This is a genomic window from Thermococcus sp. (assembly GCF_027023865.1).
GTDB lineage: Archaea > Methanobacteriota_B > Thermococci > Thermococcales > Thermococcaceae > Thermococcus.
Window position 1 is genome coordinate 258,768 of sequence record NZ_JALVUC010000019.1, and the last position, 26,144, is coordinate 284,911.

The 26,144-nt window shown below is 54.3% G+C and carries 31 protein-coding genes; 10 read left to right on the forward strand and 21 right to left on the reverse strand.

Annotated features, from left to right (window positions below):
• Nucleotides 1–78: 78 nt before the first annotated feature.
• The 9 genes from MV421_RS07045 to MV421_RS07085 form a co-directional block, all read right to left on the reverse strand.
• Nucleotides 79–2,142, reverse strand: coding sequence for a heavy metal translocating P-type ATPase (locus MV421_RS07045; protein WP_297421561.1), 2,064 nt, complete (start codon nt 2,140–2,142; stop codon nt 79–81).
• Complete coding sequence (locus MV421_RS07050) at nt 2,142–2,498, reverse strand: helix-turn-helix transcriptional regulator (RefSeq protein ID WP_297421558.1); 357 nt, start codon at nt 2,496–2,498, stop codon at nt 2,142–2,144. Before MV421_RS07050 ends, MV421_RS07045 begins: the two co-directional genes overlap by 1 nt.
• An 83-nt stretch (nt 2,499–2,581) precedes the next feature.
• Nucleotides 2,582–3,562 (reverse strand): PHB depolymerase family esterase, encoded by a 981-nt coding sequence (locus tag MV421_RS07055; protein ID WP_297504000.1) that lies wholly within the window; start codon nt 3,560–3,562, stop codon nt 2,582–2,584.
• A 156-nt stretch (nt 3,563–3,718) separates the two neighbouring features.
• Nucleotides 3,719–3,955 (reverse strand): YHS domain-containing protein, encoded by a 237-nt coding sequence (locus MV421_RS07060; protein ID WP_297419530.1) that lies wholly within the window; start codon nt 3,953–3,955, stop codon nt 3,719–3,721.
• Nucleotides 3,956–4,168, reverse strand: a complete 213-nt coding sequence (locus MV421_RS07065) for a heavy-metal-associated domain-containing protein (RefSeq protein WP_366938844.1) — start codon at nt 4,166–4,168, stop codon at nt 3,956–3,958.
• 88 nt (nt 4,169–4,256) lie between these two features.
• Nucleotides 4,257–4,634 (reverse strand): DUF302 domain-containing protein, encoded by a 378-nt coding sequence (locus MV421_RS07070; RefSeq protein WP_297419527.1) that lies wholly within the window; start codon nt 4,632–4,634, stop codon nt 4,257–4,259.
• Between the two features lie 4 nt (nt 4,635–4,638).
• Nucleotides 4,639–5,022: a CoA-binding protein gene (locus MV421_RS07075; RefSeq protein WP_297092380.1), complete on the reverse strand. Its 384-nt coding sequence runs from the start codon at nt 5,020–5,022 to the stop codon at nt 4,639–4,641.
• Nucleotides 5,023–5,072: 50 nt separating this feature from the next.
• Nucleotides 5,073–5,945 carry an FTR1 family protein gene (locus MV421_RS07080; protein ID WP_297518051.1) on the reverse strand — a complete coding sequence of 291 codons (873 nt, stop codon included), beginning with the start codon at nt 5,943–5,945 and terminating at the stop codon, nt 5,073–5,075.
• A 266-nt stretch (nt 5,946–6,211) separates the two neighbouring features.
• Nucleotides 6,212–6,781, reverse strand: coding sequence for a peroxiredoxin (locus tag MV421_RS07085; protein ID WP_297518054.1), 570 nt, complete (start codon nt 6,779–6,781; stop codon nt 6,212–6,214).
• Nucleotides 6,782–6,920: 139 nt separating this feature from the next.
• Here MV421_RS07085 and MV421_RS07090 point away from each other — a divergent pair, with 139 nt between their 5' ends.
• Nucleotides 6,921–7,487 (forward strand): NADPH-dependent FMN reductase, encoded by a 567-nt coding sequence (locus MV421_RS07090; protein ID WP_297419517.1) that lies wholly within the window; start codon nt 6,921–6,923, stop codon nt 7,485–7,487.
• Nucleotides 7,488–7,490: 3 nt separating this feature from the next.
• Here MV421_RS07090 and MV421_RS07095 read toward each other — a convergent pair whose 3' ends face one another.
• Complete coding sequence (locus MV421_RS07095; protein ID WP_297419514.1) at nt 7,491–8,054, reverse strand: Lrp/AsnC family transcriptional regulator; 564 nt, start codon at nt 8,052–8,054, stop codon at nt 7,491–7,493.
• A gap of 92 nt (nt 8,055–8,146) precedes the next feature.
• On the opposite strand from MV421_RS07095, the gene MV421_RS07100 reads away from it, so the two are divergent.
• Entirely contained in the window at nt 8,147–8,344 is a 198-nt protein-coding gene (locus tag MV421_RS07100; RefSeq protein WP_297419511.1) for a DUF2892 domain-containing protein, read from the forward strand.
• A gap of 9 nt (nt 8,345–8,353) precedes the next feature.
• Nucleotides 8,354–8,977 (forward strand): cytochrome b5-like heme/steroid binding domain-containing protein, encoded by a 624-nt coding sequence (locus MV421_RS07105; protein ID WP_297419508.1) that lies wholly within the window; start codon nt 8,354–8,356, stop codon nt 8,975–8,977.
• A gap of 21 nt (nt 8,978–8,998) precedes the next feature.
• Here MV421_RS07105 and MV421_RS07110 read toward each other — a convergent pair whose 3' ends face one another.
• The 7 genes from MV421_RS07110 to MV421_RS07140 all read right to left on the reverse strand — a co-directional run bounded on the left by MV421_RS07110 (nt 8,999) and on the right by MV421_RS07140 (nt 17,032).
• Nucleotides 8,999–10,663, reverse strand: coding sequence for a hypothetical protein (locus MV421_RS07110; RefSeq protein ID WP_297419505.1), 1,665 nt, complete (start codon nt 10,661–10,663; stop codon nt 8,999–9,001).
• A 116-nt stretch (nt 10,664–10,779) separates the two neighbouring features.
• Nucleotides 10,780–11,337, reverse strand: coding sequence for a DUF998 domain-containing protein (locus tag MV421_RS07115; RefSeq protein WP_297419502.1), 558 nt, complete (start codon nt 11,335–11,337; stop codon nt 10,780–10,782).
• Between the two features lie 290 nt (nt 11,338–11,627).
• Entirely contained in the window at nt 11,628–12,728 is a 1,101-nt protein-coding gene (locus MV421_RS07120) for a SufD family Fe-S cluster assembly protein (RefSeq protein WP_297419499.1), read from the reverse strand.
• Nucleotides 12,728–14,155, reverse strand: a complete 1,428-nt coding sequence (sufB, locus tag MV421_RS07125) for a Fe-S cluster assembly protein SufB (RefSeq protein WP_297518057.1) — start codon at nt 14,153–14,155, stop codon at nt 12,728–12,730. Before sufB ends, MV421_RS07120 begins: the two co-directional genes overlap by 1 nt.
• Nucleotides 14,133–14,876, reverse strand: a complete 744-nt coding sequence (sufC, locus tag MV421_RS07130; protein ID WP_297503893.1) for a Fe-S cluster assembly ATPase SufC — start codon at nt 14,874–14,876, stop codon at nt 14,133–14,135. Before sufC ends, sufB begins: the two co-directional genes overlap by 23 nt.
• A gap of 91 nt (nt 14,877–14,967) precedes the next feature.
• Nucleotides 14,968–16,062: a tRNA uracil 4-sulfurtransferase ThiI gene (gene thiI, locus MV421_RS07135; protein WP_297419492.1), complete on the reverse strand. Its 1,095-nt coding sequence runs from the start codon at nt 16,060–16,062 to the stop codon at nt 14,968–14,970.
• Between the two features lies 1 nt (nt 16,063).
• Entirely contained in the window at nt 16,064–17,032 is a 969-nt protein-coding gene (locus MV421_RS07140) for a ThiF family adenylyltransferase (RefSeq protein WP_297419489.1), read from the reverse strand.
• 123 nt (nt 17,033–17,155) lie between these two features.
• Here MV421_RS07140 and MV421_RS07145 point away from each other — a divergent pair, with 123 nt between their 5' ends.
• From MV421_RS07145 to MV421_RS07165, 5 genes are all read left to right on the forward strand, one after another.
• Complete coding sequence (locus MV421_RS07145; protein WP_297503882.1) at nt 17,156–17,707, forward strand: nitroreductase family protein; 552 nt, start codon at nt 17,156–17,158, stop codon at nt 17,705–17,707.
• Entirely contained in the window at nt 17,697–18,263 is a 567-nt protein-coding gene (locus MV421_RS07150) for a hypothetical protein (RefSeq protein WP_297419483.1), read from the forward strand. Before MV421_RS07145 ends, MV421_RS07150 begins: the two co-directional genes overlap by 11 nt.
• Nucleotides 18,264–18,352: 89 nt before the next feature.
• A complete protein-coding gene (locus MV421_RS07155) occupies nt 18,353–18,679 on the forward strand; it encodes a hypothetical protein (protein ID WP_297419535.1) in 327 nt (108 codons plus the stop codon).
• Between the two features lie 51 nt (nt 18,680–18,730).
• Nucleotides 18,731–19,849: a cytochrome c biogenesis protein CcdA gene (locus MV421_RS07160; RefSeq protein WP_297419480.1), complete on the forward strand. Its 1,119-nt coding sequence runs from the start codon at nt 18,731–18,733 to the stop codon at nt 19,847–19,849.
• Nucleotides 19,850–20,022: 173 nt separating this feature from the next.
• Entirely contained in the window at nt 20,023–20,532 is a 510-nt protein-coding gene (locus tag MV421_RS07165) for a DUF302 domain-containing protein (RefSeq protein WP_297419476.1), read from the forward strand.
• Here the strand turns inward: MV421_RS07165 and MV421_RS07170 are convergent.
• From MV421_RS07170 to MV421_RS07180, 3 genes are read right to left on the reverse strand one after another with little or no spacing between them, the layout of a single operon-like run.
• The gene (locus MV421_RS07170) at nt 20,434–21,510 is read right to left on the reverse strand and encodes a Xaa-Pro peptidase family protein (RefSeq protein WP_297419473.1); all 1,077 of its coding nucleotides are present in this window, start codon (nt 21,508–21,510) and stop codon (nt 20,434–20,436) included. The two genes, MV421_RS07165 and MV421_RS07170, sit on opposite strands and share 99 nt — an antisense overlap.
• Nucleotides 21,507–22,853 carry a DUF438 domain-containing protein gene (locus MV421_RS07175; protein ID WP_297419470.1) on the reverse strand — a complete coding sequence of 449 codons (1,347 nt, stop codon included), beginning with the start codon at nt 22,851–22,853 and terminating at the stop codon, nt 21,507–21,509. Before MV421_RS07175 ends, MV421_RS07170 begins: the two co-directional genes overlap by 4 nt.
• Before the next feature lie 2 nt (nt 22,854–22,855).
• A complete protein-coding gene (locus tag MV421_RS07180) occupies nt 22,856–24,031 on the reverse strand; it encodes an FprA family A-type flavoprotein (RefSeq protein WP_297518060.1) in 1,176 nt (391 codons plus the stop codon).
• 113 nt (nt 24,032–24,144) lie between these two features.
• Between MV421_RS07180 and MV421_RS07185 the strand changes: the two genes are divergently transcribed.
• Both MV421_RS07185 and MV421_RS07190 read left to right on the forward strand, forming a co-directional pair.
• Entirely contained in the window at nt 24,145–24,618 is a 474-nt protein-coding gene (locus MV421_RS07185) for a DUF1858 domain-containing protein (RefSeq protein ID WP_297418063.1), read from the forward strand.
• A gap of 26 nt (nt 24,619–24,644) precedes the next feature.
• A complete protein-coding gene (locus tag MV421_RS07190; protein WP_297418059.1) occupies nt 24,645–25,055 on the forward strand; it encodes a helix-turn-helix domain-containing protein in 411 nt (136 codons plus the stop codon).
• On the opposite strand, the gene msrA is transcribed toward MV421_RS07190, so the two are convergent.
• Complete coding sequence (gene msrA, locus MV421_RS07195; RefSeq protein ID WP_297418056.1) at nt 25,034–26,032, reverse strand: peptide-methionine (S)-S-oxide reductase MsrA; 999 nt, start codon at nt 26,030–26,032, stop codon at nt 25,034–25,036. The two genes, MV421_RS07190 and msrA, sit on opposite strands and share 22 nt — an antisense overlap.
• Between the last annotated feature and the right edge of the window lie 112 nt (nt 26,033–26,144).

Consider the following 26,144-nt stretch of genomic DNA (forward strand, 5'->3'; position numbering starts at 1 on the left):
TTATAACTAAACAATGTTAAATCAAAAATAACAAGGTAAAAATGGTTTACTTAATCTTAAAACAGAATAGAATAAAAATCACCTCAGTATCCTCATCGCGTTGAAGACCGCTATGAGGGCGACGCCGACGTCGGCAAAGACCGCCTCCCACATCGTCGCTTCGCCAAAGATTCCGAGGCCTATGAAGGTCAGCTTAACACCGAGGGCAAAGATTATGTTCTGCCACACTATCCCCTGCGTCCTGCGGGCGATATTTATGCCCCTCGGCAGCTTGGATGGCTTGTCGTCCATTATAACGACGTCGGCCGTCTCTATGGCAGCGTCGCTTCCGAGGGCACCCATCGCAACTCCGACGTCCGCTCTGGCTAAAACCGGCGCATCGTTTATGCCATCTCCAACGAAGACGACCTTCCCGTCGCCCTTCTCCTTCTCCAGCTCCTCGATGACCCTCACCTTGTCCTCCGGGAGCAGTTCAGCGTAGAAGCCGTCGAGGCCGATCTGCTTCGCTATTTCCGCCGCAACCTCCCTGCTGTCACCGGTGACCATGACGACCTTCTTGATGCCGAGGCGCTTGAGCTCTTTCACCGCAATGGGAGAGTCCTCCTTTATCTCGTCGGAGATTATAATGTAACCCGCGTACTTTCCGTTGATGACCACGTGGGCCACCGTGCCTTTAACCCTGCAGGTGTCGTGCTCTATGTTGAAGCGGTGCAGCAGCCTGTCGTTTCCAACCATGACCTCAACACCGTCCATCCTTGCCCTGACGCCGTGCCCGGCTATCTCCTCGTACTCGACTATCTCCGCTTCGTTTATTTCCTTCCCGTAGGCTTCTTTTATCGCACTCGCTATCGGGTGGTTCGAGTGTGCCTCCGCTAGGGCAGCAAACTTGATGATTTCTTCCTCGCTGAAGCCGTTCCTCGTCTCGACCTTCGTCACCTTGAAGACGCCTTTGGTAAGAGTTCCGGTTTTGTCAAAGGCGACTATGGTAGCGTCCTTAAGGGCATCCAGGTAGTTGGAGCCCTTGACGAGGATTCCCTCTCTTGCGGACCGCCCTATGCCCCCGAAGTAGCCGAGGGGGATTGAGAGCACTAGAGCACAGGGGCACGAGATGACGAGTATCACCAGCGCCCTGTATATCCATGGGGTGAAGGCTCCTCCTGTGACTATGGGTGGCACTAAGGCAATGAGGGCGGCCAGTCCAACGACTGCTGGGGTGTAGTAGTGGGCGAAGCGCGTTATGAACTTCTCTGTCTTTGCCTTCCTTGCGCTTGCGTTCTCGACGAGCTCGAGGATTCTTGAAATGGTCGATTCGCTAAGCTCCTTCGTTACCTGAACCTTAAGGACGCCGCTCAGGTTGAGCATGCCGGAGAGGATTTCCTCGCCTTCCTTAACCGTCCGCGGGACGCTCTCACCGGTCAGGGCCGAGGTGTCAACGGTCGAGGTTCCCTCGATAACAACGCCGTCAACGGGAACCTTTTCACCCGGCTTGATGAGTATTATGCCGCCGGCTTTAAGCTCCTCCGGCCTTATCTGAACAATCCTGTTTTCCCGTATGAGGTTGGCATACTCGGCCTTGAGTGCAAGCAGGGCCTTTATCGAGCGCCTTGACCTGTCAACGGCCATGTCCTGGAAGAACTCACCGACGACGTAGAACAGCATGACCGCCACGCCCTCGGGGTACTCCCTGATCAGGAAAGCGCCAATGGTGGCTACGGCTATCAGGAAGTTCTCGTCGAAGACGTTGCCGTGGAGAGAGTTCACCACCGCACTCCGCAGGACCCTCCAGCCGGAGATGACGTAGCTCGCCAGGAAGATTCCGAAGACGAGGGCGTCGTCTATGCCGTAGTAGTAGCGCATCACGATGCCCGCGGCGAAGAGAACCAGCGAGAGACCGATGGGATAAACAGTCTTCCAGTAATCTCCCTCACCTTGCTTATGGCCGTGTCCCTCTTCAATGACCTCGACGTCGGGTTCGACCCTCTTGATTATCTCCTTGGCCTTCTCAACGTCCCCCTCTACAACCGCCTCCTTCGTGGCGAAGTTGACCACCGCGAACTCGAAGCCCTCCTTCTTGAGTGCCTCCTCTATTTCATAGGCGCAGCTCGCGCAGTCGAGGCCTTCCAGCTTGAGCTTCTGGGGCATCACCTCACCTCCGACAGGTGAACGACCGTGGTTCTGAGTATCTCCCTGATGTGCTCGTCGTCGAGGCGGTAGAAGACGTTTTTACCGTCCTTGCGATAGGTTACAACTTTTCTGTCCTTGAGGATGCGGAGCTGGTGGGAGACGGCCGAGACAGAGAGCTTCGTTACAGCCGATAAATCGCAGGTGCAGAGCTCCCCTGCCTCCATGAGCGCGAGCAGAATCTTGAGCCTCGTCGGGTTGCCGAGGGCGTCAAAAAAGTCCGCGATTTCGAGGATAACCTCATCTTCCGGGAGCTTAGACTGGGCCTCAAGCACCTTATCGAGGTGCTCTTCATATACCTTACAGACTTCGGTCATCTTTCATCACCTCTACATTTGAGCATCTGTGCAAATGTTTATAAACCTTCCCATCCTCAAAGGTCAGGTGTCCGGCGAAATGTTTATTTACCCCTCATGTGTTCGGCGAAGAAATTCCAGATAACCTGGTCTGCGTTTATATCCCTGCTGGTTCTTCCTATAATACGCTCGGGGAGGTATTGGTAGCCCCCAGGCCACGTATGACCGCCCCCATCGATACCGTAGAAGACAACCTCGGCACCACCTCTGCAATGGGAATGACGCTCCATCCATACCCGGGTTCCATCCTTAGGGTCTTTATCGGGCAAATAGACTTTCCCGGAGTTCAGGGCACAGCCGTTTCTTTTCACCCAGTATGAAACGGTCTCGTTGATGGATATAGCTTTCCCAAGCTTTAGGGGACCAAAATGAAGTTCCCCTCCGCCCCATGGCACTAAGGAGTCCTCCGTGCCTAGGATAATCAAGATGGGAAGGGGGACGTTTGAGGTGCAGTTTTCATACAAGTTGGTGGACATGGAAACCCCAACGACAGCAACGGCCCTCAGGCGCTCCGGAACCTCACACGCCAGCCGGTAGGTCATCAGCCCACCGTTGGACATCCCCACAACAAAAACGTTCCGGGGATCCGCGTGGTAATTCTTGGTGAGGTAGCCAATGAGGGCCACTATAAAGCCCACATCGTCCACATTTTTCCTCTGGGATTCATACCGCGAGAGGTTCCTGCCGTCGTTCCAGTGCTTCCCCACCGCGTCGGGGTACACCACGATGAAGCCATGTTCATCGGCCAGTCGGTTGAGACCACCCTTCGTGAGTCGCTCCATATCAAAACCGCTGCCTCCACCCCCGTGCAGGGCGATAATGAGGGGAAGGGTCTTATTTCCAGAGTAGTCCGCGGGAAGGTGGACGATGAAAGTCCGCCTGAGTCCGCCCACGGTTACTGACCCCCGAATATCGCCGGGGTACATAGACTGTCTCCTGTGGGACAGGTACCCCAACGAAGAGAGGATGAGAAGAACCGCCACAATAAGAACACCTACCGGTCTGCGATGTTTCGACCACTTCATGAGGGCTCCCGTGAGTGTTAGGGGGCTCATTGTATATGAACCTTTGTAATGGGTTATTCAAGGGGAGGATATGTGCTTCCAGTAACCTCCCCGTTCCAAGCAGGATCCTGACCGCACGCCTGAGCATGACGGACAAGTCGTCAGTATCTGGAAGCCTCAGTGGTGGCAGCCGCCCCGGCGGTGCCCCATGCCGTGCCCGTGGCGGGAGTGGGCGTGACTCCCGTGGGAGTGGTGGGAGTGCCTCATGCCCTCCACTCCGATGTACTTCTCCGGGTTCGCCTCGAACTCCGCCTTGCACCCAGGGGAGCAGAAGTAGTAGACCGTCCCGCCGTACTCGACCCTGAGTCCGGTGTTCTCGTCAACTTCCATTCCGCAGACGGGGTCAATCGGCATTCAGGCCACCCCCACTTCGTAGCCGTACCTTTCAATGGCCTTGACTATCTCCTCCAGGCGGACCCTTCCGGGGTCGAACTCGACCACGGCCGTTTTGGTCTCGAGGTCTGCCTTTCCCTCGGCCCCGACGCTCTCTATCGCCTTGGTTATTCTCATAACGCAGTGCTTGCAGCTCATGTTTGGTATCTTCAACACGACTTCGGTCATTTGCATCACCGATAGGAGCTAAGAAGGAAAGCTTATGGGGCTTATCCTTACCAGAATGAAAACTAAAAACCGGAGACATAAACAAAAGTGAAAATCAGGTGGAGTCAATGATCCCCTTCACCTGCTCCTCCATCGGCCTCATGAGTTCCGCGACTTCCTCGCCGGCTATCCTCCAGGCGACGCTCGGCAGCGTAACGCCGAGGTAGTTCCCGTCCTCAGTGCGGTAGCCGAAGCCCGTGCAGGGAAGCAGTGCCCCGATGTTGGGGTCTATCTTGACCAGATCCTCGACAAGCTCGCTGTGGCAGATGAACAGCAGGTGGTAGTCCGCTATTATGCCGTTCTCCGTTTCGGTTATGGCGACGGGAATGCGCTCCCCTATGAGGAGGAAACCGGCCTCCTCCAGCCTCTTTTTGAAGCGTTCCCAGAGGAAGTCCAGGTCCTCATCAAAGCGCCTAACGTAGTAGAACTCCATCCAATCACCCCCAGCTCGTCCACGTTGTCTCAGCTATTATGCACTTCCCAAAGCTGTACTCAACGCCTTTCTCATCGAGGAACCTGGCAATATCGTCGCTCTCGGCACCGGGCTGGAACCAGAGCCTTTTGAAGCCCGCCTCGACGGCTTCTCTTGCTATGCCCAGCCCCACCGCCGGTGGGACGACAAAGACTATGACGTCCACATCGCCAGGAAGTTCCCGGACACTGCGGTAGCACCTCAGGCCTTCGATCTCCTCATGCTTCGGGTTCACTGGGAGAACCTCGTACCCTTTACCGACGAGGTCTTTCAGAATTATGTTGCCGTACTTTGAGGGGTTTGGGCTCGCGCCAACGAGCGCTATTTTCCTGAAATCCCTAACGTTCATTTTTCACACCCAAGAGTGAGATCAATTTCACCCTTTTTATTCATTGCGGGTCAAAAATGGGTAAATCTGACCGCACTCTTCGTGGTCTTTTTCTCCCGGTTCAGTGTCGGCCCCTTGCCGTAGGCCCTGAGCACGAGGTAAAGTGCCGTTATGAGGTATCCAAATTGCACCAGCACTCTGCCCCACTCCATGCTCACGGAGTACCCGAAGAGCACCGCAAAGACCGAGCCTATGGCCCCCTTGTGGTGCCAGACACTCTCGCTCGGAATCCCGAGGTCGTAGGCGGTGCCAGCGAGAAAGCCCGGGGAATAGCCCTCCTCTTCCGCCCACTCAATGAGCTCGTGCGTGCCGTAACCTGCAAGGCCTGCCGCTACAAACACCAGCAGTATCGAGCTGAAGTAGAAGAACTTCCTCAGGTCTATGCGCATTCCAACACCGTATATCAGGTAGGCCAGCACGAGCGCCCCCGCCAGCCCGGCGAAGAGGCCGAGGAGCGTCCCGCTCAGGTTCTGGGTCATGAAGGGCGTGAGGAAGAGAACCGTTTCGAGTCCCTCCCTGAACACCACGATGAAGGTAAAGCCTATCAGAGCCAAGGGGGCTATCGACCTGCTCACCTTGCTCTCTATCTCCGCCTTAATGTCCTTGCCTTTGGTCGCCATCCAGTATATCATGCTCGTGAGGACTATCACGGCCAGGTAAGACGCTACCCCCTCAAAGAGCTCGGTCTCCTCAAGACCGCCGTAAAACTTCAGCACTCCTATTCCAAGGAGGACGCTGACGCCAACCGAAAGGGCAGTTCCTATCCACACGTCCTTTATCTGTTTCGCCCGGTTGGTTCTTCTCAGGTAGGCGATTATTATCGCCACTATTATGGCCGCTTCAAGGGCCTCCCTGAATGTTATGAGGAAAGCGCCAACGTTCATGGGTTCACCTCCGAATTTCTTAGATTAGTCTAAAATTCATAGAGCAGCTTATGAGTTTTACCTTTGCCAAATCGAAACTTCGCAAAATAGACGGGAGACATCACAATTCCCAGAGAGATATGCCATGTATCAAACCAAAAGGGTTCGAAGGGAACACAACTTGATGCGAAAACCAACCGAACTTCTCAAATCTGTGAAAAGGGATGAAAACTTAACTCCATTCTGACCAAAATATGGGATAAAAATTTACAGAATGGAAAGATCCATCATATCTTCCCAACCAGATCAAGGCTGACTTCTAAGGCCTCCTTGCCAGGCTCCCAGCTCGCCGGGCAGACCTGGCCTGGGTGCTCACGGACGTACTTGGAAGCCTTAAGCCTCCTGAGGATCTCCTTCGCGCTCCTTCCTATGCTGAGGTCGTGGAGCTCCATGTGGACAACCTTTCCGTCGGGGTCTATTATGAAGGTGGCCCTCCACGAGACCCCCTCGTCCTCGATATATGTGCCAAAGAGGCGGCATATCTTTCCTGCCGGGTCGGCCAGCATCGGGTACTTTATCTTCTTTATGCCGGGGGAAACGTCGTGCCAGGCCTTGTGGACGTAGGCAGTATCGGTAGAAACGCTGAGGATTTCAGCCCCTTCCTTCTTGAACTCCTCGTAATAGTCGGCCAGCTCCTCAAGCTCGGTCGGGCAGACGAATGTAAAGTCCGCTGGATAGAACGCCAGAACGACCCACCTGCCCCTGTAGCCCGAGAATCTCAGCTTTCCTATCTCGTCCTTCTCCGGAAGGTACGCATCGGCCTCAAAGTCGGGAACGATTTCTCCAACCTTCACCATGGGATTCACCTCGGCATTATGTTGGCGACCCTAATTTATATAGGTTTGCCTAACAAAGTGAAAAGTTCCAGAATCGAAAGCATTTCATTTTGGAGGACAAATTTAAATATCTTAAAAGCGAACCAATCTGGGTGATGGTATGAAGGTAAAGGTAATTCTCGGAACGGCAAGGGAGGGCAGGAAGAGCGAGAGGGTAGCGAAGTACCTCGCGAAGAGGGCCAAGGAACTCGGCTGGGAGGCCGAGCTTATAGACGTTAAGGACTACCTCCTCTGCTACACCCACCGCTGGAAGGTGACACCTGAGATGGAGAGATACAGAGCCAAGATCCTCGAGGCGGACGCCCTCGTCATAGTCGCGCCGGAGTACAACGGGAGCTACCCGGGCGAGCTTAAGATACTCCTCGACACGATCTACGACGAGTACGAGGCCCTACCCGTTGGAATCTGCACGGTTTCAGTCGTCGCCGGCGGGGTCAGGCTCCTCATGGAGCTCAGAACGGCCGCGGTGAACTACCGAATGTTTCCCGTTGGACAGGTGCTCTTCTACAACGTGGACGATATCTTTGAGGGCGAAGAGCTGAGGGACGAGAAGTACGAGGAGCGGGTTGAACGGCTTTTCAGAACCCTTGAGAAGTACGCCAGGGCTCTGAGGGCGATAAGGGAGGAAGTGAGGGAAAAGCTGAGGGAGAAGACCGAGGGGGTTTAGCACCTATCCTCTCTTCCCATCCAGCCCCATGAAGTAGACCGTCGCGGGGCAGCCGCTGCACTTCTTGCCGTAGAGGTAGCAGTCGGTGCAGACCTTTCCGCAGGGTGCCTTCTCCCTGACCGGCTCGAGCTTGAAGTCCACGAACTCAGGATAGGCCGGCGAAGAGCCTATGGAGACGTCCATCTCCTTAACGGCCTCAAGGGGACGAATTGTGTTCTCTATAGTGGCCTCAAGGACGGAGTGGTTCCCTGCTATGAGAGCCAGGTTGAGGTTGTACTTCCCCGTCGTGGTCGCCACGAAGACCGTCCGGGGGCACCTTGCAAACACGTCCGCGAGCTTCTCCGCCTCGTCCATGCTCCTCACGCGCAGGTTAACGACGGCAGAGACGAAGTTCCTCTTCTTTATGTTGAGCAGGGCCTGGACCCTCACGTCGCCGCGCTTCTCCAGCCGTTCAAGCCTCTCCCTCGCCGAGGGGTGGCTTATACCAAGCTCCCTGGCTATCTCGCTCACCTTTGTCCTGCCGTCCTTCCTCAGCAGGCGGTATATCTTCAGGTTGCGCTCGTCCATAGAACCACCTTCATTTTGAAGGTTCTTACCTAAAATTTCTTGGGAAATGAATATAAGAGTTTCGAGTTCAATCGAAAATCGAGGTGATACAGATGAAGAGGAACGAGGGAACCATTGATAGGGCCATCAGGGTGGTTTTGGGCCTGATCCTGCTCGGCCTCTGGGCAGTGGACAAGATACCGTACAGGACTGCAACACTGATAGTCGGGCTTGTCGCGTTGATAACCGGACTTACGGGCTTCTGCGCCCTTTACAAAGTTCTCGGCATAAACACCTGCAAAGAGTGCTGAGGTGGAAGGGTGAAGCGGGTAACCAAAGTGCTCGTAGTCTCCGGTGAACTGCTGATAGCGGTAAGCCTGGTGCTGATGGCAACGGGGCTGGCGATGAGGGATCCAACGTCGGCCCTCGGATCCCTGATGAGCTATGAAACCGCCAGAAGAGCCCACACCCTGGCAGCGTACCTCTTCGTACCTCTGTTTTACGTCCACGCCACTGCAGGGCTGTTAATTGCCCTAAACCGCGTCAAGGCGTTCAGAAGCGAGAGAGCACTGAAGGTAGCCCTCGGAATCTGGACCGCGGTAGTGGCGGGGGTAGTGCTGATGTCGCTGGTCCCTCAGAGCTCCCCGACATTCCCTGGCTCAGTGAGTGCCTCCAACGCCACAACCTCCGGAGGACTGACCCTTGCAGAGATGGCAAAGCACAATTCCTCAAGCGACTGCTGGGTCGTTGTCGAGGACGGGATCTACAACGTCACCTCACTGATAGACACGCACCCCGGCGGCAGGGAGGCGATACTGAAGTACTGCGGCACGAACGCCACCGAGGTCTTTTTCCGTGAACACACACAGAAAGACTATGAAGTCCTCCAGACGTACTACATAGGGACGATCGGAGAGCCTCTCAACACAACAAAAAACCGGTAGGGGGGATACCCCCTAATTTTTTCAACCGGTTCCGGGGAGTTCTCCTCCGGAAAAGACCCAAACTCTGACCGTTCTGTCGGCCATAAACGCCGTCTGGCGGAGCGCCACCGTCCCGTCGGTGTTGAGAATCTTGAACGCCACTATTTTTACTTCCTTCCCTGTCTGGGGGTTCCTGCCGGTGACGACCTCGATGAAGGCTCTGTTGAGGTAGCTTGGGGCCAGCCTCTCGCCCTCGCTTATCCCGGATTCGTTGATCAGGACGTTCACGTTGCCCTTCGAGTCCGAGACCACGAACACCCTCACCTCGGCGGAGTAGTCCTTGAGTCCCTCGGCCGGAATAGGGATGAACGGCCCGGTGCCGAAGTCGGTAACGTTGATGCTCTCAGGGGCCGGAACCTCGGCGAAGGGCTCGCCCCCAAAGGTCTCCCTGAAGATGCCGTTCAAAAGCGGGCTTACTGTGCACGAGCACGTTGTCTCCACCGGCGTGCTCATCGAGGCTTCGGCGAAAGTTACCGCGTTCTGGAATGCATCCAGTGCCTTCTTCGCTCTCCTGGTTTCGACCTTCGTTCCGCCCATTCTAACGTTTATGTTGACGAGCTGCTCGGCGAGTTGCTTGAGGTCAGCTTTCATAACAAGGGTCTGCACCGTGTACTGGCCGGGCATGAGGTAGAGGTCTTCCATAGGGGCGGGGTCGTAGGGGCCCGTATCCGTGGGTTCAAACACGAACGGGGCCACGTTGGGGGCTGGGCACACGAGGGGCGGGTCGGGTTCCTCGGGTAACAGGGTCATTGTGTTGCTGTCGAGCGGAAGCGGCCGGTAGCAGAAGCCATCGTCGTCCACCATTCCAAGAAGGGTCGTGTTGACCGGCGGTATCTGGTAGTAACCGTTCTCGTCGGGCAGAACCTTCACGATGGTCTCCCCGGTGTTCGGGTCAATGAGCCTTATGGCGCTTGGCTTCCCTTCACCGATGGCCTTTATCCACGCGCCCTTTTTCGCCCCGATTACTCCCGCGATCTGGCCGGCTCCCACGGTTCTCCCGCCCTCTCTAATGCCCCGGGCGAGGACGCCCCCGGTTCCGACCTGGTAGATCTCGATGATCTCAAGCTCGTAGCCCTTCGTGATGGAGTACATCTTCTCGACCATCTGTGGGACGTCCATCCTGGTCGTCTTCCCGTTTCCGGTGTAGAATAAGTCGCCCCTTGGGCTGTAGAAGGCCTCTATCGACTCGCCGGTGGTGGCGTTCTCCCAGTAAGCCTTCTCGACAGCGCTTATACCGACGGCTGACCTGAGGTTGAGGAGCTCGTAGTACCTCAGTCTGGCGAGGTCGTAGAGCATTGCAGTCCTCTGCCTGGGGTCTGTTTCTTTATCCGCTTTCTTCCTCAGCTCTTCCGCCTTTGCGTCCCAGTTTGAGAACTCACCATCCTTTATCTCGAAGCCGGTCTTCTGGAGCTGGGCCTTCGCATCTCCTATCGCGTTATCGTACTGGCCCACGAGGGCCAGGATTTCCTCATCGGTCGCCCTGGGGGGTTCGGTCGCTGTGCTCTCTGCGGGTGTTCCCGTCGAACTCCCGGTTTCCGGCGACACCGTCCTGGTTACGTTTCCTTGGTCAATACATCCAGATATAAATGCGCCGAGCATCACGACACTTAAAAGCAGGGCAAAGCCCGCCAATTTTTTCGCCTTCATGCTATCACATCTTTTAGCCACGAGATAGCAAAAAATCGAGAAGAACTCGTCAAGTGACTTATAGCCAGGGTTAGGCGAGGATGTTATTAACGGTTATGCTTGCAAAGTGGAAAAAATTAATCAAAAACTGCTTCACCCCTAACCGCGACGAGAACCGTGAAGGCCATCACCAGGGCTATCTCATAGGTCTCTATCAGCGCCACCGACGGCCAGTTTATGAGTGTCCCCATCACCGCCAGCGCGAAGATAAACCCCGAACCGTAGCGAACGGTCTTATCCTTTAAACCCGCCCCGTAGACGAGCATCCCCAGGAAGAACTGGACGAAGAAGTAGGTCGAGACGAAGGAGTGTGGCCTAGTGCCGGCGTGGAAAACCCCTATGAGGGCCAGGAAAAGGGCAGAGATGCTGATGTACGCCCCACCGACCGTCTGGAGCCTGTTCTCCGATGCGAGGATGAGGTAAATGGAGAAGACAAGCATAAACACCGCCGTCAAGATGAGGCCGTAGTTGTATATCCACGGCGAGGTGGCCATTTCGAGTGAACCGAGGTCGCTCAGGGCGTTGTGGAAGAAGGAAAACCACCCGTTACGGCTTATGCTCCAGGCAACGAAGAGCCAGTAGATCAACCCGGCCAGGATTCCGGAGTACTTGAGCGGCCTCAGCGGGACTTTCATTCTTTACACCACCTTTTCAACCTGTCCCTGAATGGAAAGAGAATCCCTCTCCCACGGGACTCCTTCCGTTGAAACCCTGTTGAGGTATATAAACACTGTGTAGTTTTGGGTGTGAACATATATATCTCTTCCTGGACTGAAAAAGGACGGTGTTAGGTATTTCTGGCTGTGGAAGTGTTAACCTGTCTTCTGAGCGCTAGCATTGACAGGCAACCCATTTTCAGATTTCACAGGCCTAATCCCGATTAGTACTATTGGTGTTTGACTGATCTGTCTCAAAAAAAGAAAGCTCAGAGGAGCTCCTCGACGAGCTCCGCGGTGGCGCTTCTTGCCTTGCTCCTCAGTCTCTCAAGGTGACCGCTCAGGGCCTCACCAATGCCGTGGACGAAGAGGCTCATCGCCTCATCACTGTCCAGGCCTCTCGACCGGAGGTAGAAGAGCGCATCTTCATCGAACTGCCTTACAGCCGAGGAGTGGAATGCACTCTCTATCTCTCCGGTGTCGACCTCAAGCATCGGCACGCTCACGCCGAGCGAGCCCTCGTCCATTATGGTTATATGGGACACAACCCCGCTCGATGAGTTCCTGGCGCTCTCAAAGACCTTTGCAACGCCCCTGTGAACTGTCCAGCCGTTTTCGTAGGAGAAGCCGTGAACCCTCGTCTCGCTGGCCGTTTTTTCCCCGTACTGGAGGACGTTGGTGAGGTAGTCGACAGCCGAGCCTATGGCTATCGGCATTCCCCTCAGTATCAGCTCGCTTCCCTTACCCTCAAGGGAGTAGTCCTCGCGGTGGTGGCTCATCTCCCCGGCGCTTATGACGGTAAAGGCCCTGACGCTCGCACCCTCTCCGAGGCTCGCCCTGAGGAGGTAGTGAGAAAGGCCCTCGTGCCTCCCAACGGTCAGGATCTCAAGCTCGGCGTTTCTGGCTTTCAGCTCGACCACGAGGGACTTTGCTCCTTTCCCGGCGAAATCGTAGATTATTATCGGGGCCTTAACGTCCTCGGCCTCGATGATGATGTGGTGGCTGATGAAGGCCCTCCTTGAGAGGTGGGAGGCTATGACGAGGGGCTCCACCAAGTCCCTGGTAATCTTCACCCTGTAGGCCTTTTTAAGGGCATAGAAGTGGAAGCCGAGGATCCTCGACTCCCCCGGCTGGGAGAGGCCGAGCGTCCCTTCGCCCAGTTCGACTCCATCCGGAAGGTCAAAACTCGCTTCGCTTCCCGAGAGGGTTATGTTCCCCCTTATCGGAACCTCCCCTGCTTTTGCTTCGGTTGGAAGCCTGAGCGGTGAGTTCTCCTCGAAGAGCTTCCACTTGGTGTAGCTCTTTATGGTTGGACTGTCGCCGTACTTCTGGTAGGTGAGTTTCTCAAGCGCTTTTCTCTCGATAAGCATCAGCCAACACCCCCTACCTCGCTGAACTCGAGCTCTATGACCTTCTTGAGCACCTCGACGTACTCGAAGGGCAGTCCTTCAAGGATTTCGCTGATGAAGCCGAGGACTATGAGGCTCTTCGCCTCTTCCTCGCTTATTCCCCTGGAGTTCATGTAGAACAGCTTGTCCTCGCCGAGCTTCCCTGTGGTTGCCTCATGGATTATGCTCGCGCTCGGCTCGTCACTCTGGTTGTGCGGGTAGGTGTAGGCCTTGCTCTCCTCGTCGAGGATGAGCGAGTCACAAGATACAGTCGCCGTCGAATTTTTAGCTCCCTTCAAGATCCTCACCAGGCCGCGGTAGATGTTTATCCCGCCGTTGGCACTTATGCTCTTGGAGACTATCTTCGAGCTGGTGTTGGGAGCAAGGTGCCAGGTCTTTGCCCCGGTGTCCTTTAGATACGGCCCGTTGCTCAGCGAGACGACGTACTGGGCTGTCCTCGCTCCCTCGCCCTTCAGGACGCTCGACGGGTAGGTGTAGGTTATGTGGCTCCCTATGCTCCCCTCGATCCACTCGACGTAGGCGTTCTCCTCTATTATCGCCCTCTTGTTGTTGAAGTTTATCACGTTCCTGCTCCAGTTCTGTATGGTGGTGAACTTCACCGTGGCGTTCCTGTGGGCGTAAATCTCGACCATGCCGTCGTGGAAGGAGAAGCCCTTGTACATCGGTGCGCTGCAGCCCTCTATGAAGTGGACGTAGCTCCCCTCGTCCGCTATTAGGAGGGTGTGCTCAAACTGGCCCTCCAACGCGGAGCCTATGACGAAGAAGGCCTCTATCGGGAAGGGCACCCTGACTCCCTTCGGGATGTAGACGAACGCCCCACCGCTCCAGAGGGCGTGGTGTAAAGCTGAAAACTTGTGCTCTCCAGCCGGGAAGACCCTTCCGAAGTAGCGCTTAACGATGTCCGGGTACTTCTGAACCGCTTCCTCCATCGGCACCATTATTATGCTCTTCTTCTCGAACTCCTCCTTGAGCTGAGAGTAGACACTCTCGCTGTCGAAGACCGCCGTAAGGCCCGAGAGGAACCTCTTCTCTATCTCCGGGATGTTGAGCCTCTCAAAGGTCTTCCTGATGTTCTCCGGCAGGTCGTCCCAGTCCTTAACCTCGTTGCCCACCTCGGGCTTTGAGTAGAGGGAGAAACTCTCCAGGTCAAGCTCCTCGATTCCGACCACCCACCTGGGCATCGGGAGCTTCTTGAATAGCTCCAGCGCCTTGAGCCTGTGCCTCAGCATCCACTCGGGCTCGTTCTTTATGCGGGATATTTCCCTGATGACATCCTCGGTGATCTCACCGCGCAGCTCGATTTCCTTGGGGTAGGGGACGGCGGTTCCCAGGATTTCCTCAAGCGAGCCAGCTTTGAGAATCTCCTCAAGCCTTGACTGTTGCACCATTCTCACCCACCGCCGCGAAGCCCTTCTCCTCGATGAGCTTTACAAGCTCCATCCCGCCGGAAACCACCAGTTTGCCCTCCTTGAGCACGTGAACCCTCTGGGGGTTGAGGTACTCCAGTATTCTGCCGTAGTGCGTGATGAGGAGTATCCCGGTGCCCTCTCTATGGAGCCTCGCTATTACCCCGGCTATGACCTTGAGCGAGTCAACATCGACGCCACTGTCCGGCTCGTCGAGAATGAGCAGCTTGGGCTTCACAAGGTACGCCTGGAGCATCTCAAGCTTCTTCCTCTCGCCGCCGGAGAAGCCGACGTTCAGTCCCCTTGAGAGCATCGAGTCCTCAAAGCCGAGCTCCTCGACTGCCTTGAATACCATGTCGTAGGCTTCAACCTCGTCTACGCCCCTGAAGTTCTTCAGAGCCCTCTGGAGGAAGTTTATGACCTTGACCCCCTCGACCTCGACGGGGTGCTGGAAGCTCAGGAAGATTCCCTTCCTGGCCCTCTCCTCGGGCTTTGCCCTGGTTACCTCCTCCCCGTCGAAGATTATCCTGCCCTCCGTGACGATGTACCTCGGATGTCCAGCTATCGTTAAAGCCAGTGTGGACTTTCCTGAACCGTTTGGCCCCATGACGACGTGGAGCTCGCCCGATGCGAGTTCAAAGTCCACTCCCCTGAGGATTTCCTTTTCGGCAACATTAACATGGAGGTTTTCCACTTTCAGCATGAGCATCACCGCTTTTTCTTTACCCGTGTTTGGGTAGAAAAGCACACTTTTAAAACCTTTCTTCACAGATGTGGGTAAAACGGAGCAATGTTCAATCCTTCAGCCCGGCCCCATCGAGAACCTCCAGAACCCTCTGGAACCGCTCAAGCTTCCCGCTCGTAACGACCCTTTCCGGGCGGAACGGGCAGTCGCAGTAGGGGTACTCAAGGAACGCCTGATACGTCCCTATCTTTCTCGCTATCGCCACTATCTCCTCCTTGTCCATGCCGAGGAGGGGCCTGTGAACCGGGAAGCGCACGCTCATCGTCTCGAAATACAGGTTCGAGAGGGTTTGTGAGGCCACCTGTCCGAGGCTGTCTCCGGTTACTATCCCCAGCGCACCCTTCTCCCTCGCTATCTCCGCAGCTCTCCTCAGCATCGCCACCTTGCAGACCACGCACGTCCACTCGCGGAGATGGGCCTTTACCAGGGCCGAGACGTATGGCTTCAGGATCTCAAAGTGGTTCTCCACTATCAGCTCTATCGGCTCAGGGGAGTAGTCCTCAAGTATGTCAACGACCTTCTCGACGACGCTCCTCGCGTTCAGCCCCTGGTCAAAGTGCACCGCGATGACTTCAGCCCCCCTCTTGAGCATGAGGAAGGCGGCAACCGGAGAATCTATGCCCCCGCTCAGCAGGACGACGACTTTGCCCTGCGTCCCAACTGGCAGGCCGCCAACTCCCCTGAGCTTCTCAAGGAAGACGTAGGCCTTCCCGGCTATTATCTCTATCCCGACAACGAGCTCCGGGTTTTTGAGGTCGACCTTCCAGCCGAAGTTCTCAACGATGAAAGCACCTATTTCGCGGTTTACCTCCATAGAGGTCTTGAGGAAGGTCTTGTCGAGCCTCTGGGTCTCAACCTTGAAGCTCTCCGGGTTGAGGCCTTTGAGAACCTCCTTCAGGTAGGCGGGAATCTCCTCGTAGTCCATCTCCCTAGCGGGAGAGACGGAAACCACGCCGGGCACTTTGGCGATTATTCCAGCCGCATCGTCCGGGGCATCGACCAGTATCCGCCCCCTGATTATCTTCGCCCGTCCCTCTATGCCCTTCCTCCTCAGCGCGGCGAGTATGTTGTCCCTGAGCTTCCTCTCGAACTCCCTCCTTTTGCCGCCCTTGATGCCGACCTCGCCGTAGCGCACGATTATCACTTCAACCACCCAGGTAGCGGGCGAAGAAGTTCTTGGCCTCCTTCTCGTCCTCGGCACCGCGGATTACCATTCTGCCCGTCCTGAACACCAGTATCTCGGCGTAGTCGTCCTCGAACTGGATGAACTGGCTCGTCTTCAGGTACTCGATGCCGAGCTTCTCAAACCTCTCCGCAAACTCGTCGAGGTTTATGCTCATGGGTACGGGCGGCGTCACCTGTATCGAGCCGTCGCACATGCGCTCGACCTTTATCCGCTTTTCGAGAAACGTGAGTTCCCTCCTCACACAGGCGGGACAGTCCTCCCTCCTCGGTATCCTGACCTTCTCGAAGTCCATGCTCTTGAGGTCAAAGAAGAACAGTTCGCTCTCGACCTCCTCGCCGAGCAGAATCTTCGCCGCCAGTGCCACCGCCAGCGATGCGGCGAAGCTCGGGAGGTAGCTCATTATCCCGGCTATGGCACAGGTCGGCAAAGGCCTTTCAGGGAGTTTGGGCATCAGACAGCGGAAGCAGGCGGTTTTTCCGGGGATTATCGGCATTATGTTGCCGTAGGTTGCCAGGACACCCACGTAAATCCAGGGCTTGTTGTTCTTGACCGCGTAGTCGTTTATGACCTGCCTCGTGTAGATGTTGTCCGTCCCGTCGATTATTAGGTCAGCTTCGTCTAGGAGACCCACCGTCCCGGGGTTGAGGTCTTCGAAGTGCCCCACGACCCCGAACCGCTCCTTCAGAACCTCAACCTTCGGCTTTCCAACGTCCTCCTTGGTGTATATCGTCCTGGGGAGGTCGCTCTCGTCAACGAAGTCCCTGTCGATAACGATTATCCTCCCGACACCGAGCTTGTGGAGGAAGTAGACCTCCCAGCTGCCCAGCGCGCCGGCTCCGACAACGGCAACGGTGCTCTCGCTCAGCTTTCTCTGTCCCTCGATTCCTATGATCGGGAAGTGCCTTGAAAAGTCCATTTCCACCTGCATGCTCTCACCGGAAACCCTTTCGTTGGAACTCAAAAAAGGCTTTTGAAAACCAAAGGTTCTGGACAGTTCTGGGGAGCGGCGGAAGGATATTAAACCCTCGGGAGAACTTTCCACGGTGGTGGCATGGAGTTCTTTGAAGTTCTGAGAAAGAGACGGAGTGTGAGGCGCTTTCAGGACAGGCCCGTGCCGCGTGAACTCGTGGAAAAGCTGCTTGAGGCTGCCTTTCTCTCGCCGAGTTCCTTCAACAAGAGGCCCTGGCACTTCATCGTTGTGGACGATGGAGAGAAGCTCAAGGCCCTCTCGGAGGCCAAGCTGGGGGCTTCGGGTCTGGCCACCGCGCCGCTGGTGATCGTTGTGACCGCGGACGAAGGCCGGAGCGACGTCTGGGTAGAGGACGCCAGCATAGCGGCGGAGCACATACAGCTGGCTGCCTTTGACATCGGACTCTCGGCATTCTGGGTTCAGATAAGGAACAGAATGCACGATGAAAGCAAAACCGCTGAGGATTACGTGAAGGAGCTTTTGGGAATTCCCGAAAACTACCGCGTGCTCTGCATAATCGGGGTTGGCTACCCAGCGGAGAAAAAGCCGCCCCGGGAAAACGTCACCGAGTGGGGGAAGGTGAGCCTCAACGGGTTTGGAAGGGAGTTCAGGAGGGGGGAGGATGAAGCTTAAGCTCCTGACGATTTTTCTCCTCCTTCTGCTTCTCTCCCCTCTGGTGCTCGCGGATGAAGAGGAGAACGAGTATGAAGCGGGTTATGGAGGCCTTGCAGAGGCAGGGGTTGCGCTCATAGCCGTCGGTGTTACCTACTACGCCCTAACAAAGAGGAAGATGATGATAGTCCACAGAAAATCGGGTGAATGGGGCTTTGAGATAAAACCGGAGCAGCCCTATCTGACGGTTCTCGGGCCCATCACCCCCATGGAGATACACCACGCGCTTACAGTGGCCGGTTCGCTCCTTGCATTCGTCCACTTCGTCTCGTGCGGGGTATACAGCGGTGCCGCGGGCCTCAGCGGTCTCGGAATGGGCATCACCCTCGTGGTACTCAACGTGAGCGGCTTCATTGGGAGATACATCTATAGAAGGATTGCCAAGGCAGTTCGGAGGCACGAGAAGAAGACCGCTCTGCTCTTTGTTCGGGCCCTCAGCTACTGGAAGGCCATACACATCGCAACAACGCTGCTCTTCGTGCTCTTCCTTGTGATACACATCGCGGCGGTTGATTAGCGGCCGGGGATTCGTCTATTGACGACAATTAACACGTCATTAACCGAAAAACTTTTAAGGGCGGCATTTAATTGTAATCGGTGAGCCGCATGAAAGTTCTCGTGATAATCTCAAGCGGTGATGAGAGGGCACTGCCGGGCTTTATGTGGTCTGTCAACGCGCTAAAATACGGCTGGGTCGAAGACGTTGAGGTCATTCTCTTCGGCCCGGTAGAGGAAGCCATAGCAAGAGGGGACGAGCGCTTCGTCTCGTGGATCGAAAAGCTCAGAGAGCTTGGAAAGCTGCCGGTTGCCTGCAAAAGAATAGCTGAGGAGGAGAGCTTTGAAGTCTCGCTCCAGAGGTATGCAAGGGTCGAGTATGTCGGGAGGATAATAGCCGACAGGCTCAAAGAGGGCTACGTTCCGATGACATTCTGATGAAAAAAGCTTCAAAAAAGGCTTTTAACCGCCCTTTCAATCTTTTTTCAGGTGAACCCTGTGAAAAAGGCACTCCTGATTCTCTTCATTCTTGCGTTCTTCTCCGGTGTGGCCACCGCCGCAGAGGTGAGCTACGGAAATCTGTCATTTCACGATGTTTCAAGCGAGAACGGGCTCAATGCTCTGATTAAGTCCCACGAGGGAGCTTACTTCTTCATTTTCTATCACTCCGAGAGCTGTCCCGCCTGTCAGTACATGAAAGAAAGCGTCTTTCCCACCCAAACGGCAGAAAAAGCTCTCAACGGTCTCGTTCTGGTGGCGGTTGATGTCTACAGAGGCAGGGGGATAACAACGCTCCGCTATAGGGTTGATGGCCCAGTCATAGTCATCCAGCCGGGTAACAGCGGTTATTATACGCCGAAAAAGGCCGGTGAGGAGATAAGCGTCGGCGTTCCCGGCACGCCAACAATGGTCATCTTCAAGGCCGAGAAGGGAACTATGGTGCTGAAGGGAGTTGCGGTTGGTGCCCTCAACCCGGATGGGCTGGCGTTCTTCGTTGAAAAGGCGGTTGGGAACAGCAGAATAAGCAGCACAAAGACAGCCAGACCTGAGAGGGCACAGAGGACAGGTGGCCTCAGCCTCGCAGTTCTCCTCCCGATATTCTCAGCCGGTATCGTTAGCGTCTTCTCGCCCTGCGTCCTCCCGGTTATAGTTGGTGCCCTTTCCCTAACATTTGCAAGGAGAAAGGTTGAGGTAGTAATAGCCGGAATGGTGGCTTCCTTCGCCCTTCTCGGTGCCCTCGTCGGGAGCCTTGGGAACTACGCCTCGGGAATACAGGGAGCCCTCTACCTGATTGGAGGGGCTGGCTTCATAGCCATAGGCGCGAGTTTCGTGAGCGAGCGCGTCAGTGCGAGACTTGAAAGGCTCCTCAGCTTTTCCCCCGCCGAGAGGGTTTCCTCCAAAAGAGGCCTCGCCTACGACTTCGCCCTCGGCTCCGCATTGGGAGCGACGTGGCTGGGCTGTATAGCCCCGTACGTGGGATTCGCCGTTATAACCGCCGCCCTGACCGGGGAGACCCTCAAGGGAGTAATCGTTATGGGCACCTACAGCCTCGGGATGGGCCTCACCGTCTACCTCATCACGATGTCGAAGGACCTGGCGGGTGGATAAACAGGAAACTGCTCTCTCGCGGGGTCTCGCTTGGCGGGAAAAGCTCCAGGTGGGAGCTCATCCTGGGGGCTGTCATGATAGTGCTCGGCCTGCTGATGCTCACCGAGGTGACCCCACTCAAACTCTGGAGCAGGCTCTTCGAATCACTCTCACAGCTTTGAGGAGGTGTTTAGATGTTCGGGTACAGGAGAAAGCTTGATATGGGCCTCAAGGAGGCCGAGGAGAAGTTTAAGGCAAAGCTTGAGGAGAGAGCCTACAGGGTCGTGATGGAATTCACGCCGAGCGACGTCGTTAAGGCCAAGCTCGGCGTTGAGATGGAGCCCTACAGGCTGCTCTACGTCTGCAACCCGAAGAAGTTCTACGACATGACCAAGGTCGAGTACGAGATCGGCTCCTTCGCCCCGTGCCCGATGCTCCTTTACGAGAAGGACGGCGAAGTATACATCGCGATAAACACGGCCGAGGACATTGTTGACGTTATCAGGGACGCGCTCGAGGATGTCAAAGCGGCCATTGAGGAGCCTTCATGGTCCTTTCCTTTTATTCTTGCCCCCCTCATAAAAAGGCAAACAAAAGAGAAAGGCTCAGGTAACCCTTTCCAGCCCGTCCTTCCTTATTATGTAGGTATCCTCGTGCTTTATCGCCCCCTCAGGAATCATCAATGGGGGGTGGATGATGCTTAACACCATATTCTCCTGAACCTTTTCAGCCCTCGTCTGCACTATTATCGTCGGCATAGGCGGTTCCTCAACGAGTAACCCAACTCCATGGGTATACCCGGTGAGGTAGGCGTCACCAAAGCCTTTCTCCTTGAAGAAGTCGGCGAGCTTCTTCTCGACTGTGCTCAGAGTTGCCCCGACCTTCGTCTCCTCCAGGGCGAGCTTCAGGGCTTCCTCCTTAACCTCTAGTGCCTTTTTAACCCTCTCCCCCGGGTCTCCGACCACGAAGGTCCTGGCTGTATTGGAGTAGTAGTGGTTCCAGTCCGTCCCTATGACTACCGTTACAACGCCGTTCTCCTTAACCTTAAGATCCCTAAACGGCTCTGCATGAGCCCTGGGTGTGGTTGAGACGTAGACCTTTGGATCCTCGCTCCCGTTGAGCATTAACTCCCTGACGACTTCAGCCGCTATCTCCAGTTCGCTCTTCCCCGGCGCTATTGTTTCTTCCGCGACCTTCATGCCCCTTTGAGCTATCTTTCCAGCCTTCCTGATGTTCTCAAGCTCCCAGCCGTCCTTTATCATCCTCAGACTCATGGTGAGGTTTAGGACGTCAACAACCTCCACAACGGGGTTTAACTTCTTGAAGAGATTGAGGAAGAAGGTATAGGCATCTCTCTCGACGCTGAACTCGTGGCCAACCCTCGTAAAGCCGTTCGTGGCTACCCACGTCACGATTCCGGCCATTAAATCTTCGGCGCGTTGGTATTCCTCTACGTTCTCTACCCAGCTTTTCTCCCTGAAAAGCTCTGCCTCGCCCTTGACGACGTAGACAGTCGGCTCGCCCTCTGCTGGGATGAGAAGGCTTGGGCGGAGCCATTTCGTCCCCGTAAAGTAGATGAAAGTGGAGAGGGTTCTTATAACTGCCCCGTCTATGTCGTTCTCCCTGAGGAGTTCCTGGAAGCGTTCAACCCTTTTCCTGAATATCTCCTCTTTTCCCCTCATTCCAATTCCTCCCAGTCTATCAGTCTCTTTTCACCCTCTATCTTTTTATACGGTGCGATGTCCATCGTCATCTCAAGTGTCCCGATGTATTCGCCCCTCTCATTGAAGAGAGGAACATATTTGATGTAGACGTACTTCTTCCCGAGATGGAGCCAGAAAGTGGCTTCCTTCTTCCTGCCCTCCTTAAAGGCCTGGAGTATCTTGTTCACAATGTAAACACTCTTCGGTGGGTGGCAGAGCTGGACCGGTCTTCCAAGGACTGAGAGCGTTCTGTCGAATATCCTCTCTCCCGGCGAGAAGAACCTCACGCGGTCGTCCTTGTCTATAAAGGTAACGTCCATCGGCAGGGCCTCGAAGATGATCTTAAGCTCCTCGACATTAACGTAGCCTGTCCCGAGGTCTATGTCGCCATCGCGCTTGAGTTCCGTTTTATCAAACTCAAGAGGCTGACCTTTGAGGGCTTCCTGAACTTCCTTCGGGAGGCTCAGTAGCTGTTCTACGCTCAGCTCCGGGTTGATCTCCCATGGGTGGAGCGGTTTAACATCCTCACCGGGATCCCAAGCTGGCGGATCCACCTTATAGTAACCCATCTCGTCCTCCTGCATTCTAATGGCCTTCCACTCGCCGTCGCTTAGCAGGGCCTTGAGTGTTGGGTAGTATATGTTGTTCTCCCTAAAAACCATATCGTTGAGGGCGAAGGATGCCTCGCCGGCTTTGTCCTTGAAGAGCTTAACGAACTCCTCCCAAGGCATTTCGTTCCTCTTCCTCAGGAGTTCGGCAAGGTACTTTATCATAAATCTTACCTCGTCGTGCTTCGTCCAGAGAACGGTGGCCACCGCTGTAATACCCCTCCGTTCAATATATGGAAATGTCAGCATCTCCTCTCGGTTGTAGTGGGTGAAGCCGACTTTTCTGAGGTTGTTGACTATCTCCTCCAGGACACCCAGGATTTCTTCCCTCATGCGCTCGTCATTGGTAGTTGTCAGTGTTCTCGCGTATAGGCTGAGCATTTCGGAGTCCTTCATTATCTCCTTGTTCTCGAGATAGAGGGTCTTGAGTGGGTGGCCGTCCGGCAAATCCCTCTCCTCAAGTTCATCGGTTCCTTTAACTGCCTCCCGGAAAAGCTCAACGTGAATGTCGCACATCTTGGCTATGTCCTTTGCTGAAATCCCCTCTTGGACGAGCTCTTGTTCTATAATAGGTATTTCTAGAGGTGAGATGTTGCTTAGTAACCTTTTGAACTCCTCTTTGAGCTTTTCAACGCTCTCCCCCTCGTGAATCCTCAGTAGGATTTTTTTCAGTTGCTCCTTTTTATACTCCCTGTTGTTGAGTAATTCAGTCATCCTCACCCCTCCTTAACCTTTTTTATAAGGAGATCCGTCAGCCTGAGGAACTCGTTATAATCTCCAGCGCTGGGTCTTGCGTGGATGTCCAGGGTACCTATGAGTTCGAAGTTTAATCCTTTTAACATTTCTAAAAGGGCATCATTACTCTTTCCATACCATCCATGGGAGCCGATCAACAATGCGTATTTAGCTGGTGGTCTAAGTGCTTTTACAAGATACGCCGCATAAACAGCTAGTGGATGGGCCCCTGCAAGGACGGTGGGTGCGGCAAGTACTATTGCCCTGGAATCCACAAGGTCTTTGGCGATATCGCCAATATCAGAACTCACAAGATCATAAACCTCAACCTCTATTCCCTCGGCGATTAAACGATCTGCAAGCTTCCTTGCAATCTCCTCATTGGTCCCATACATACTCACATACACTATGAGCACCTTCTCCTGCGTTTCGCCACGACTCCATTTCTTGTGGGCATCTATTATCCTCTGTGGGTTCCGATATATTGGACCGTGGCTTGGAGCGATCATATCTACATCAAGCCCCTCAATCTTTTGAAGTGCCTTTCTCACCATGGATGAGAACGGCATCATTATCTCACCGAAGTACCGCTGGGCATGGACCATAATATCGGGTACTTCATCATCATAGAGTCCATCCGCGATGTGAGCCCCAAAGAAGTCGCAAGTGAATAGTATCTTGTCTTCTAAGAGATAGGTGAACATCGTCTCAGGCCAATGCAACCAAGGAGCTTCTATAAACCTTAGTGTCTTTCCACCGAGGGAAACTTCGTCGCCTTCTCTAACAATGATTAACCTTTCATCAGGGAGGTCATAGTATGCCTTTGCAATTTCAGCCCCTTTCTTCGTTGTAACCACCGACACCTTCGTGTTTTGCTTCAAGATATAAGGGATAGCACCTGAATGATCAGGTTCTGCATGATTCATGATTATGTAATCTATATCCCCTAAATCAAGGACCTCATTTACTTTTTCTCCCAAGTTACCCTCAAAATCCTTATATACAGTGTCTATGAGGGCAGTTTTCTCATCTCCAACTATTAGATAGGAGTTATAGGATGTCCCTCTAGGTAGGGAGATAAGGGCATCAAAAACCCTCCTGTTCCAATCTTTAGCGCCCACCCAATAAACCTTTGGGGATATCTCGACGGCTTTCATGTTATCATCTCCATGACGAGTGTCATATACACATCTTATAAGTATTGCTGGTCATATTTGCTCAATAAAGTTTATATGCCGTACGTCATACCATAGATCGGTGGTGCAAAATGATGCTCGATGTTAGGGGACTAAAGGCCCCACAACCCGCTGTTATGATAGTCGAGTCCCTCGGAAAGCTGAAAACCGGAGATACACTTGAGGTGCTCGGTGATAAGCCCTTCGTTGATATGATACCGAAGCTTGAAGAAGCTGGTTACTCCATTGATATCAAGGAGATTGGCAATTTCTTCGTGCTCAGGGTTACAAAAACTGAAAACTCGAAGGAGCTTAATGTGGAGGTCAAGGAGTGTGATGATGAACTTGATGAGATAACTGAGGAAACAAACGTGGCCCAGCTATTGAAGGTCTATCCTGAATCCCTCAAGATCCTCGTAAAGTACGGTTTTTCGCCGCTTGAGAACCCCGAAATGAGAAAAACTTTAGCTAAGACAATAACCCTGGAAGGGGCCAAGAGACTCCTCGGGATGAGCGATGACAAATTCAAAGAGATGATGGCGGAGCTTAAGGCCCTTGAAAAACCTTAAATATTCCACCCGTCATAATTGGAACCATGAAGACCAACGCCTTTGAGGTGGCCTCGCGCTACGTCTACCCTTCACTCAGACGAAGGCTCGTTGAGCATCTCCGGGGGAGGGGTTTAAAACAGACTGAGATAGCGAAGCTACTCCACATAACTCAGTCCGCGGTTTCCCGTTATCTTAAGGAAGAACGCGGGAAGACGATAGATGTTTCTGCTTTTCCTGACATTGACAGAAAACTGGAAACGCTTGCCGAGAGGATAATCGCAGAGAGGCCCAGTGAGTACGAGATACACACCGAGCTCGTGAAACTCTCCCTTGAATTCCTTGGCAAAGGTTACGGATGCTCTTTTCATGCGGAGATTGATCCTGAAATAGATCCAAAAAAGTGTGGAGTCTGCCTTGAACTTTTTGGAGAATCTCAATCGAACAACCGCTTGTAGGCGATGTAACCGTATCTTCTAAGTCCATCTCTCGGAATGAACCTCAGCGACGCGGAGTTTATGCAGTAGCGCTTTCCGGTTGGTGTTGGCTCGTTAAAGACGTGGCCTAAGTGGGAATCTGCGAATCTGCTCCTCACTTCCCTTCCGCATAGAAAGCCCTTGCACTCATCAGCCTCGATAACTGCCCATTCTTCAAGCGGTTTGGTAAAGCTCGGCCAGCCCCTCCCCGAATCGTACTTATCGAGCGAGCTGAAGAGCGGCTCCCCCGAAACGATATCCACATAAATACCGTCCTCATAATTATCCCAGTACCCGTTCCTGAAAGGTGATTCAGTGTCGCCAAGCTGGGTCACTCGATACTGGAGTGGCGTTAAGAGGCTTTTAAGTTCCGAATCATCCGGCTTAACATAACCCAGCCAGTAGCGCTCCCTCTCCGGGAAGATTCTGAAGTAACGGTTCTTCTCCCAGGCCTCTTTGATGAAGTCAAGCCTTCCAGAATAGCGCTTGTAGTGTTTGTAGTTTGTCTCAAAGCGGAGGTAATAACTCTGGTGGTAGTCCTCGGCGGGATAGAACTCACTTGCAGGTAGAATCTCCGTGACTATCTGCCCTTTAAAGATTCCCGAGAGTTCAAGCCTCCGCCTGGACTCTTCCGCCAACTTCTTCTGTTCCTCATTGAAGTAGAATATTGCCGTCCTGTACTGCTCTCCCCTATCGGCGAACTGCCCTCCAGAGTCGGTGGGATCGATGTTCTTCCAGAAGACCTCCAAAAGACGTTCATAGGAAATCTTCTCTGGGTCGTAGATCACCTTAACTGCCTCGCGGTGACCGGTCTCACCCGTGGAGACCAGCTCGTAAGTTGGGTTCTCAAGTTGGCCACCGGTGTAGCCCGAGACCGCTTCAATGACCCCGGGCAGTCTCTCAAAGGCCTCCTCCATGCACCAGAAGCAGCCACCGGCGAATATGACAACCTCCTTCATTTACAACACCGTATAAAACCCAAAGCGGGAAGTGATTAATCTTTAGGTTCGGAGTGATAATCCCTGGAAGGTGATGGGGCCAATGGAGACACCCCAAGGTTTAGAAAACCAT

Excerpts from the sequence above, each read along its gene's own strand:
- MV421_RS07100 (WP_297419511.1), top strand. The coding sequence starts at position 8,147 with ATGAAGAGGAACGAGGGAACCATTGATAGGGCCATCAGGGTGGTTTTG.
- MV421_RS07180 (WP_297518060.1), bottom strand. The coding sequence starts at position 24,031 with ATGAAAGCCGTCGAGATATCCCCAAAGGTTTATTGGGTGGGCGCTAAA.
- MV421_RS07190 (WP_297418059.1), top strand. The coding sequence starts at position 24,645 with ATGAAGACCAACGCCTTTGAGGTGGCCTCGCGCTACGTCTACCCTTCA.
- MV421_RS07115 (WP_297419502.1), bottom strand. The coding sequence starts at position 11,337 with ATGAAAGTCCCGCTGAGGCCGCTCAAGTACTCCGGAATCCTGGCCGGG.
- MV421_RS07090 (WP_297419517.1), top strand. The coding sequence starts at position 6,921 with ATGAAGGTAAAGGTAATTCTCGGAACGGCAAGGGAGGGCAGGAAGAGC.
- MV421_RS07140 (WP_297419489.1), bottom strand. The coding sequence starts at position 17,032 with ATGCAGGTGGAAATGGACTTTTCAAGGCACTTCCCGATCATAGGAATC.
- MV421_RS07060 (WP_297419530.1), bottom strand. The coding sequence starts at position 3,955 with ATGCCGATTGACCCCGTCTGCGGAATGGAAGTTGACGAGAACACCGGA.
- MV421_RS07085 (WP_297518054.1), bottom strand. The coding sequence starts at position 6,781 with ATGGTGAAGGTTGGAGAAATCGTTCCCGACTTTGAGGCCGATGCGTAC.
- MV421_RS07185 (WP_297418063.1), top strand. The coding sequence starts at position 24,145 with ATGCTCGATGTTAGGGGACTAAAGGCCCCACAACCCGCTGTTATGATA.
- sufC (WP_297503893.1), bottom strand. The coding sequence starts at position 14,876 with ATGCTGAAAGTGGAAAACCTCCATGTTAATGTTGCCGAAAAGGAAATC.
- MV421_RS07150 (WP_297419483.1), top strand. The coding sequence starts at position 17,697 with ATGAAGCTTAAGCTCCTGACGATTTTTCTCCTCCTTCTGCTTCTCTCC.
- MV421_RS07165 (WP_297419476.1), top strand. The coding sequence starts at position 20,023 with ATGTTCGGGTACAGGAGAAAGCTTGATATGGGCCTCAAGGAGGCCGAG.
- MV421_RS07145 (WP_297503882.1), top strand. The coding sequence starts at position 17,156 with ATGGAGTTCTTTGAAGTTCTGAGAAAGAGACGGAGTGTGAGGCGCTTT.
- MV421_RS07110 (WP_297419505.1), bottom strand. The coding sequence starts at position 10,663 with ATGAAGGCGAAAAAATTGGCGGGCTTTGCCCTGCTTTTAAGTGTCGTG.
- MV421_RS07155 (WP_297419535.1), top strand. The coding sequence starts at position 18,353 with ATGAAAGTTCTCGTGATAATCTCAAGCGGTGATGAGAGGGCACTGCCG.
- MV421_RS07070 (WP_297419527.1), bottom strand. The coding sequence starts at position 4,634 with ATGGAGTTCTACTACGTTAGGCGCTTTGATGAGGACCTGGACTTCCTC.
- MV421_RS07045 (WP_297421561.1), bottom strand. The coding sequence starts at position 2,142 with ATGCCCCAGAAGCTCAAGCTGGAAGGCCTCGACTGCGCGAGCTGCGCC.
- MV421_RS07095 (WP_297419514.1), bottom strand. The coding sequence starts at position 8,054 with ATGGACGAGCGCAACCTGAAGATATACCGCCTGCTGAGGAAGGACGGC.
- msrA (WP_297418056.1), bottom strand. The coding sequence starts at position 26,032 with ATGAAGGAGGTTGTCATATTCGCCGGTGGCTGCTTCTGGTGCATGGAG.
- MV421_RS07080 (WP_297518051.1), bottom strand. The coding sequence starts at position 5,945 with ATGAACGTTGGCGCTTTCCTCATAACATTCAGGGAGGCCCTTGAAGCG.
- MV421_RS07050 (WP_297421558.1), bottom strand. The coding sequence starts at position 2,498 with ATGACCGAAGTCTGTAAGGTATATGAAGAGCACCTCGATAAGGTGCTT.
- MV421_RS07055 (WP_297504000.1), bottom strand. The coding sequence starts at position 3,562 with ATGAAGTGGTCGAAACATCGCAGACCGGTAGGTGTTCTTATTGTGGCG.
- sufB (WP_297518057.1), bottom strand. The coding sequence starts at position 14,155 with ATGGTGCAACAGTCAAGGCTTGAGGAGATTCTCAAAGCTGGCTCGCTT.
- MV421_RS07120 (WP_297419499.1), bottom strand. The coding sequence starts at position 12,728 with ATGCTTATCGAGAGAAAAGCGCTTGAGAAACTCACCTACCAGAAGTAC.
- MV421_RS07065 (WP_366938844.1), bottom strand. The coding sequence starts at position 4,168 with ATGCAAATGACCGAAGTCGTGTTGAAGATACCAAACATGAGCTGCAAG.
- MV421_RS07175 (WP_297419470.1), bottom strand. The coding sequence starts at position 22,853 with ATGACTGAATTACTCAACAACAGGGAGTATAAAAAGGAGCAACTGAAA.
- MV421_RS07170 (WP_297419473.1), bottom strand. The coding sequence starts at position 21,510 with ATGAGGGGAAAAGAGGAGATATTCAGGAAAAGGGTTGAACGCTTCCAG.
- MV421_RS07075 (WP_297092380.1), bottom strand. The coding sequence starts at position 5,022 with ATGAACGTTAGGGATTTCAGGAAAATAGCGCTCGTTGGCGCGAGCCCA.